Origin of the sequence: Burkholderia sp. Ax-1720, from assembly GCF_011753035.1 — a bacterium.
Taxonomy (GTDB): Bacteria; Pseudomonadota; Gammaproteobacteria; order Burkholderiales; family Burkholderiaceae; genus Burkholderia; species Burkholderia gladioli.
On sequence record NZ_VWWK01000267.1, the window covers coordinates 1 to 6,820 of the forward strand.

General features: G+C 67.0%; 7 protein-coding genes and 2 pseudogenes. 2 read left to right on the forward strand and 7 right to left on the reverse strand.

The window, feature by feature from the left end; genetic code table 11:
* Window positions 1–195: pseudogene (locus F3J18_RS34700) on the reverse strand (hypothetical protein); the annotation flags it as partial.
* Window positions 196–330: 135 nt separating this feature from the next.
* Window positions 331–501, reverse strand: coding sequence for a rubredoxin (locus F3J18_RS34705; protein ID WP_006400971.1), 171 nt, complete (start codon window positions 499–501; stop codon window positions 331–333).
* Between the two features lie 441 nt (window positions 502–942).
* Here F3J18_RS34705 and F3J18_RS34710 point away from each other — a divergent pair, with 441 nt between their 5' ends.
* A complete protein-coding gene (locus F3J18_RS34710; RefSeq protein WP_013696820.1) occupies window positions 943–1,809 on the forward strand; it encodes a hydroxymethylpyrimidine/phosphomethylpyrimidine kinase in 867 nt (288 codons plus the stop codon).
* A 148-nt stretch (window positions 1,810–1,957) separates the two neighbouring features.
* On the opposite strand, the gene groL is transcribed toward F3J18_RS34710, so the two are convergent.
* The 3 genes from groL to F3J18_RS34725 all read right to left on the reverse strand — a co-directional run bounded on the left by groL (window position 1,958) and on the right by F3J18_RS34725 (window position 4,674).
* Complete coding sequence (gene groL, locus F3J18_RS34715; protein ID WP_013696819.1) at window positions 1,958–3,598, reverse strand: chaperonin GroEL; 1,641 nt, start codon at window positions 3,596–3,598, stop codon at window positions 1,958–1,960.
* A 52-nt stretch (window positions 3,599–3,650) separates the two neighbouring features.
* Window positions 3,651–3,944, reverse strand: coding sequence for a co-chaperone GroES (locus F3J18_RS34720; protein ID WP_025098731.1), 294 nt, complete (start codon window positions 3,942–3,944; stop codon window positions 3,651–3,653).
* Window positions 3,945–4,317: 373 nt separating this feature from the next.
* Window positions 4,318–4,674 carry a BON domain-containing protein gene (locus tag F3J18_RS34725; protein ID WP_013696816.1) on the reverse strand — a complete coding sequence of 119 codons (357 nt, stop codon included), beginning with the start codon at window positions 4,672–4,674 and terminating at the stop codon, window positions 4,318–4,320.
* A gap of 348 nt (window positions 4,675–5,022) precedes the next feature.
* Here F3J18_RS34725 and F3J18_RS34730 point away from each other — a divergent pair, with 348 nt between their 5' ends.
* Window positions 5,023–5,493 carry a MarR family transcriptional regulator gene (locus F3J18_RS34730; RefSeq protein WP_025098730.1) on the forward strand — a complete coding sequence of 157 codons (471 nt, stop codon included), beginning with the start codon at window positions 5,023–5,025 and terminating at the stop codon, window positions 5,491–5,493.
* 133 nt (window positions 5,494–5,626) lie between these two features.
* Here F3J18_RS34730 and mnmH read toward each other — a convergent pair whose 3' ends face one another.
* On the reverse strand, window positions 5,627–6,679 hold the full coding sequence (mnmH, locus tag F3J18_RS34735) for a tRNA 2-selenouridine(34) synthase MnmH (RefSeq protein ID WP_025098729.1): 1,053 nt from the start codon (window positions 6,677–6,679) through the stop codon (window positions 5,627–5,629).
* 21 nt (window positions 6,680–6,700) lie between these two features.
* A pseudogene (locus tag F3J18_RS38615) lies at window positions 6,701–6,820 on the reverse strand (MucB/RseB C-terminal domain-containing protein); the annotation flags it as partial.

Below are 6,820 nucleotides of genomic sequence, written 5' to 3' on the forward strand. Positions count from 1 at the left end.
CGCCTCGGCGTAACGCAGCCCCGCCAGCCAGCCCGCGTCGCGCAAGGCCGCCGCGACGGTACGCAAGGCCCGCGGCAGTGCCTCGCCCGACGCCGTGCTGGCCTCGGCGAGCGTCGCCTCCGCCAGCAGCACGGCGCCGCCACGCGGATTCGGCAAGGCGTCGGGGATCGGTATTACGGTCGGGGACGTCGTCATGGGCACGCAACCGTCGACGCGGAGAGCTCGAACGCCGCGCGGCCGGACCGCGTGACGGGCCGGCGCGCCGGCGCCGCGTCGGACGCGCCGGCTGGCGGCCTCGGGACGTGCCGCGGAAACCCGCTCAGATCTCGCTCAGATCTGCACCATCTCGAAGTCTTCCTTGCGAGCGCCGCATTCCGGACAAGTCCAGTTGATCGGCACATCTTCCCAGCGCGTACCGGGGGCGATGCCCTCGTCGGGCAAGCCCGCCTCTTCGTCGTAGATCCAGCCGCAGATCAGGCACATCCAGCTTTTGTATTCCATCGTTTGCCGCGCAGGGGAAAAAACCATTGTTTGGGGAGACGTGATGGTAACGTGCGGACGGCCGCCCTGCCTAGCACCGCGGCTCTAGCCGGGACTGCGACGTTCTGTCCAGCGGTTTGTCCGGATTCTTGTCCGGGCGCTTGCTCGGAATCGATCGCCGGCGCATCGCCATGGCCAGGCACGCCATCACCGCTCACAGCGATCTTCCCGCCGCCGCTGTGGAGATCCCCGATCCGCACCCGATTGAACTGCCGCGCGGCACGATCGCCGCGATCCTTGCACGGATGCGCGCGCAAGCGTCTCGATCCGCCGCAAACGCCCGCCACACATTGCATTGCGTTAAAAAAACCACTTCACGCACAGGTTTCCAACGCATAATGACCGGCAAGGCGCACCCACGTGGTGCGCCGCCCGATCGTTCTTCTCTTTCCCCGATTTTTCATGTCCAGCAACGCCCCTCCGATCGTTCTCACCTTCGGTCTGTCCGATCCCACCGGCGGCTCCGGCCTGCAGGCGGACCTGCTGACGCTGGCGAGCATGGGTTGTCACGGCGCCACGGTCCTGACCGGCTACACGGTTCGCGATTCGGCGTCCTGCGATGAAGTGACCGGTCTCGACCCGGACACGGTGGTCGCGCAAGCGCGGATGCTGCTCGAGGACATGCCGGTGGCCGCCTTCAAGATCGGCGCCACCGCGCGCGCCGAGGTGGTCAGCGCGATCGCCGAGGTGGTCGCCGACTACGACGGCGTGCCGCTGGTGCTGGCTCCCGACTTCACGCTCGACGACGAGCACGTGCTGGCCGCTGACGACCTGCGCGAATCGATCGCCGACCTGCTCGCGCCGCAGACCACGCTGCTGGTGGCCGACCACGCCACCCTGATCGCGCTGGCCCAGCCCGACGGCGACGCCGAGGCGCCGAATCTCGACACGGCGATCGCCCACCTGCTCTCGCAAGGTTGCGAATACATCCTCGCCACCGAAACCGGCACGCACCGGCTGGTCAATACGCTGTACGGCGAGGAAGGGCAGATCCGCCAGGATCTCTGGGAACGCACGCCGCACCGGCTGATGGGCGTGACCGACACGCTCGGCACGGCGATCGCGGCGCTGCTCGCGAACGGGCAGGAGCCGCCCGAGGCGGTGCGCGAGGCGCAGGAATATCTCTACCAGGCCGCGCGCGATGCGTTCCGGCCCGGCATGGGTGCCTGGGTGCCCGACCGCTTCTTCTGGGCACGCAGCAACGAGGAAGCCGCGCAGGCCCAGCCCGCCGCGCCGGCCGCGCCGCCGTTCGGCGCCTCGCGGCACTGAGGCCCACGGCGGGCCGGCCCCGCCCGGGCACCGCAAGCCGCCGACCCCAGCCGTAAACGACAAAAAACCCGCATCGCTGCGGGTTTTTTGTTTTGCAGGACCGGGCGCGCATCGCTGCGCGCCCGTCGATGCGATCGACCGAAGTCGATTACATGTCCATGCCCATGCCGCCCATGCCGCCGGGCATGCCGCCGGGCATCGGAGCATCTTCCTTCGGCAGCTCGGCAACCGCTGCGTCCGTCGTCAGCAGCAGGCCGGCCACCGAAGCGGCGTTCTGCAGCGCGGTGCGCGTGACCTTGGTCGGATCGACCACGCCAGCCTCGACCATGTCGACGTACTCGCCCGTTGCGGCGTTGTAGCCATAGTTGCCCGAACCGGCGGCAACCGCGGCGACCACGACGCTGGCTTCTTCGCCGCCGTTCGTGACGATCTGGCGCAGCGGCTCTTCCATGGCGCGCAGCACGATCTTGATACCGGCGTTCTGGTCGGCGTTGGCGCCGGTCAGAGCGGCGATGGCGGTGCGAGCGCGGATCAGCGCGACGCCGCCACCGGCCACGATGCCTTCTTCCACAGCTGCGCGCGTGGCGTGCAGTGCGTCTTCGACACGTGCCTTCTTTTCCTTCATTTCGACTTCGGTCGCGGCACCGACCTTGATCACGGCCACGCCGCCTGCCAGCTTGGCAACGCGCTCTTGCAGCTTCTCGCGATCGTAATCCGAGGTGGCTTCCTCGATCTGGGCGCGCACTTGCTTGACGCGTGCCTCGATGTTCACGGCTTCGCCGGCGCCATCGATGATCGTGGTGTTTTCCTTGCCCACTTCGATGCGCTTGGCCTGGCCCAGCTCGGCCAGCGTGGCCTTCTCGAGCGTCAGGCCGGTTTCTTCCGCAACCACTTGACCGCCGGTCAGGATCGCGATGTCTTCCAGCATCGCCTTGCGACGGTCGCCGAAGCCCGGAGCCTTGACGGCGACGGTCTTCAGGATGCCGCGGATGTTGTTGACCACCAGGGTGGCCAGCGCTTCGCCTTCGACGTCCTCGGCGATGATCAGCAGCGGACGGCCGGCCTTCGCGACTTGTTCCAGGACCGGCAGCAGGTCACGGATGTTCGACACCTTCTTGTCGTGCAGCAGCACGAACGGGTTGTCGAGGACGGCGACTTGCTTGTCCGGGTTGTTGATGAAGTACGGCGACAGGTAGCCGCGGTCGAATTGCATGCCTTCGACGACGTCGAGCTCGTCGGCCAGCGACTTGCCGTCTTCGACGGTGATCACGCCTTCCTTGCCGACCTTGTCCATCGCTTCAGCGATGCGATCGCCGATCGACGAATCGCTGTTCGCCGAGATCGAGCCGACTTGCGCGATTTCCTTGTTGGTGGTGCAGGGCTTGCTGATCTTCTTCAGCTCTTCCACCGCAGCGGCGACGGCCTTGTCGATGCCGCGCTTCAGGTCCATCGGGTTCATGCCCGATGCGACGTACTTCATGCCTTCGCGAACGATCGATTGCGCGAGGACGGTTGCCGTCGTCGTGCCGTCGCCGGCGTTGTCGCTGGTCTTGGAAGCGACTTCCTTGACCATCTGCGCGCCCATGTTCTGGAGCTTGTCCTTCAGCTCGATTTCCTTGGCGACCGACACGCCGTCCTTGGTCACCGTCGGGCCACCGAACGAGCGCTCGAGGACCACGTTGCGGCCCTTCGGACCCAGCGTGACCTTCACTGCATTGGCGAGAATGTTCACGCCTTCAACCATCTTCGAGCGGGCGGAATCGCCGAACACGACGTCTTTAGCTGCCATCTTCTAACTCCTTGGATTCTGGAATGGATTCGCTGGGAAGCGTTACGCGGGCTTACGCCGCGTTGACCACGGCCATGATGTCTTCTTCGCGCATCACGAGCAGTTCCTGGCCGTCGACCTTGACGGACTGGCCAGCGTACTTGCCGAACAGGACGCGATCGCCAACCTTCACGTCGAGCGCGATCGGAGCGCCCTTGTCGTCGCGCTTGCCCGGGCCGATCGCCAGCACTTCGCCTTGATCCGGCTTTTCAGCGGCGGCTTCGGGGATCACGATGCCCGATGCCGTCTTGGTTTCCTGATCCAGGCGCTTGACGATCACGCGATCGTGCAAAGGACGAAGGTTCATGTTCACTCCTCTCTTTCTTGAATGGGACTGAAGTACACAAGGATGCCGACAGGCTGTCGCCCACCGGCGAATTGTTAGCACTCTCGTGCAGCGAGTGCTAATTATATGGACGAGGTTTGACAAATTCAAGAACGGGGGAGCGAGGTTTTTTTATGCAAATATTTAACGATGCGGAGAATATTTTTCCCGCATCGATCGCGCCCCATTGAGAGGAGGCATGACGGGCGCCGATTACGGCGCTGCGTGGTGCTGCGCGGCACGGCTATCGCCGGCGGCCGCCGGCAGGGAAATCGCATCCGTTCGAGGAAGCGAAGTTGGCGGGCCGGCCAGAAGCCCGTCGGTTTCGAGTCGAGCCGACCGGCCGGCCGCGCGCTCAGTGCGCTTCGTACACGCTCAGCTTGCTGTCCACCGACTGCACACCCGGCACCTTGGCGGCGATGTCCTGCGCGATCTGGTCCTGCGACGGGTCCATGATCATGCCGGCGAGGATCACCTTGCCGGTACGCGCCTTCGAGAACACCACGATCTCGGTGTCGTTCAGGTCGCTCGACTTGTCGAAGGCCTGGCGCACCTTCTTCGCCAGCGCGTGATTGGCGGCCTTCTCGGCCTTCATCTCGGCGCGGATCTGCTGGCGCGTCGGCGTCGTGGCGTCGCCGGACTGGGCGAAGGCGGTCGAGGAGATCATCAGTACGGCAACGGCGCCGGCGAGGATCGGTTTGCTGAGGGTCATGGCAATCACCTGTGAATGGACCTGCGGTGGGTTGTAATGGCGTGGTACGTCGCGCGAAGGGCCCATCGAGGCCGATTCGCGCTGGTAGACAGCATAGGGCGCCGCCCGTCCCCGCTCCATCGAACCTTCGGTGCCCCGCGCCCATACGAACGGCCATGGCAATACCTACCTTCGGATAGCCCGGCCGCGAACCGCCCGGCTTTTGTATCGCAACGTATCCGGCGCGGGCGCCAGACACATGGCCATACAGAAAACGCGCCTCGCCGGCACAAGCCGGATACGTCGGCGCGCTCCAATACCGTCATCGATCGCGCGGCATGCGCCGCCGCTCGCCCTACGGACTCGATCATGACGGAACCCAAGCTCTCCCCGGCCTTCCCCGCCGGCCCAATCAGCAGCGAGATCGCCCGCGACTGTCTGTTTACGCGCACACGGCAACTCTCCCGCTTCCTGACCGCGATCTACGACGACGCGTTCCGGCCGTTCGGCATCAACGCGCCGCAGTTCTCGCTGCTGGTGCTGATCGTCGATCTCGGCCCGCTCACGCGCTCCGACCTGGGTCGCAGCAACCAGCACGACCGCTCGACGCTGACCCGCAACCTGCAGCCGCTGATCGCGCAGGGCTGGGTGGAGGAAGCGCGCGAGGCGGGCGACCGCCGCATCCGCCTGCTGTCGCTGACCGAGCGCGGCAACGCGCTGCTGCGCGAGGCCGCCTCGGCCTGGCAAGCGGCGCAAGCGCGCGCCAAGGCGCAGCTCGGCGAGCACGGCGCCCGCGCGCTGATGGAGCTCGCGGGCACGCTGCCGCGTCGCGCGGGTTGAGCACGTCGCCGTGCCCGGTCGAGATGCTCGATCGATAGGGAGACCGAAACGTCATTCGCTCGCGACTGGCTGAATAGATCGGTCGTGACACGACACCGGCGAACCGTCGGCCAGGCTCACCACATGGCCGGCATCAGCCCAGCAGTTCGAGCAGCGCGCGCGCCTGCGCGGCGAGTTCGTCCTCGCCCGCCATCGGCCGGAACGCAAAGGCGGTGGCGCTCGCGATCTGGCGGAACGCCGCATGGCTGCTGCGCGTGTAGGCGGGATCGTAATGCTGGTCGATCAGCGACTCGAACAGCTCGCCGCGCGCGCCGACCTCGGCCAGCGCCTGCCAGTCGCGGATCCGCGCATGGCCGTGCAGTTCGGTCAGGCGCGCGAGCTGCTGCCGGAACGCCAGCGGATCGTCGAACAGATGGCCGTAGTCGCGCAGCAACAGGGCCACGCGATCCTCGCGCGCGGTCTCGACGGCGACGCAGCGCGCCGCGTGCATGCCGGCCAGTACCGGATCCGGCAAGGTGATGCGCCCGATGCGGCGGCTCTCGGCCTCGACGAACACCGGCCGGGCCGGATCGAAGCCGCGCAGCGCCAGCACCAGCGAGGTATCGAAACCCTTCTGGGTGGGCTGCTCGGCGCCCGGCAAGGCGCCCAGCAGCGAGCCGCGATGCACGGCCAGGCCCTCGAGATCGAGCACCTGCGCGCCGGCCCTGGCCAGCGCACCGAGCAGATGCGTCTTGCCGCTGCCGGTGCGCCCCGTCAGCACGATGTAGCGCAGCCGCGCCGGCAGTTCGTCGAGCTCGTCCACCACCCAGCGGCGATAGGCCTTGTAGCCGCCGTCGAGCTGCCGCGCGCGCCAGCCGATCAGGTTGAACCAGGACGTCATCGAGCCCGAGCGCTTGCCGCCGCGCCAGCAGTAGATCAGCGGGCGCCAGTTGATCGGCCGGTCGGCGAAGGTGGTTTCCAGGTGCGCGGCGATGTTGCGCGCCACCCAGGCCGCGCCGACCCGCGTCGCCTCGTAGGGCGAGACCTGCTTGTACATGGTGCCGATGATCACGCGCTCGTCGTTGCTCAGCACGGGGGCGTTCAGCGCGCCGGGAATATGGTCCTCCGCGTACTCGAGCGGCGTGCGCACGTCGATGATCTCGTCGAACTCGTCGACGCGGGACAGCGGAACAAGGAAGGGATTCACGGCGGACAGGCGCGCGCGGCGCTTCACCAGCACGTGGGTGGCGCCGGTGCTGCCCGCCCCTTCCTTGCGCGAGCCCTTCTCGACCGGCTCGAGGAACACCGAGACGGTGGCCAGCCCGTCGGTGAAGACGGCCTGGTCGAC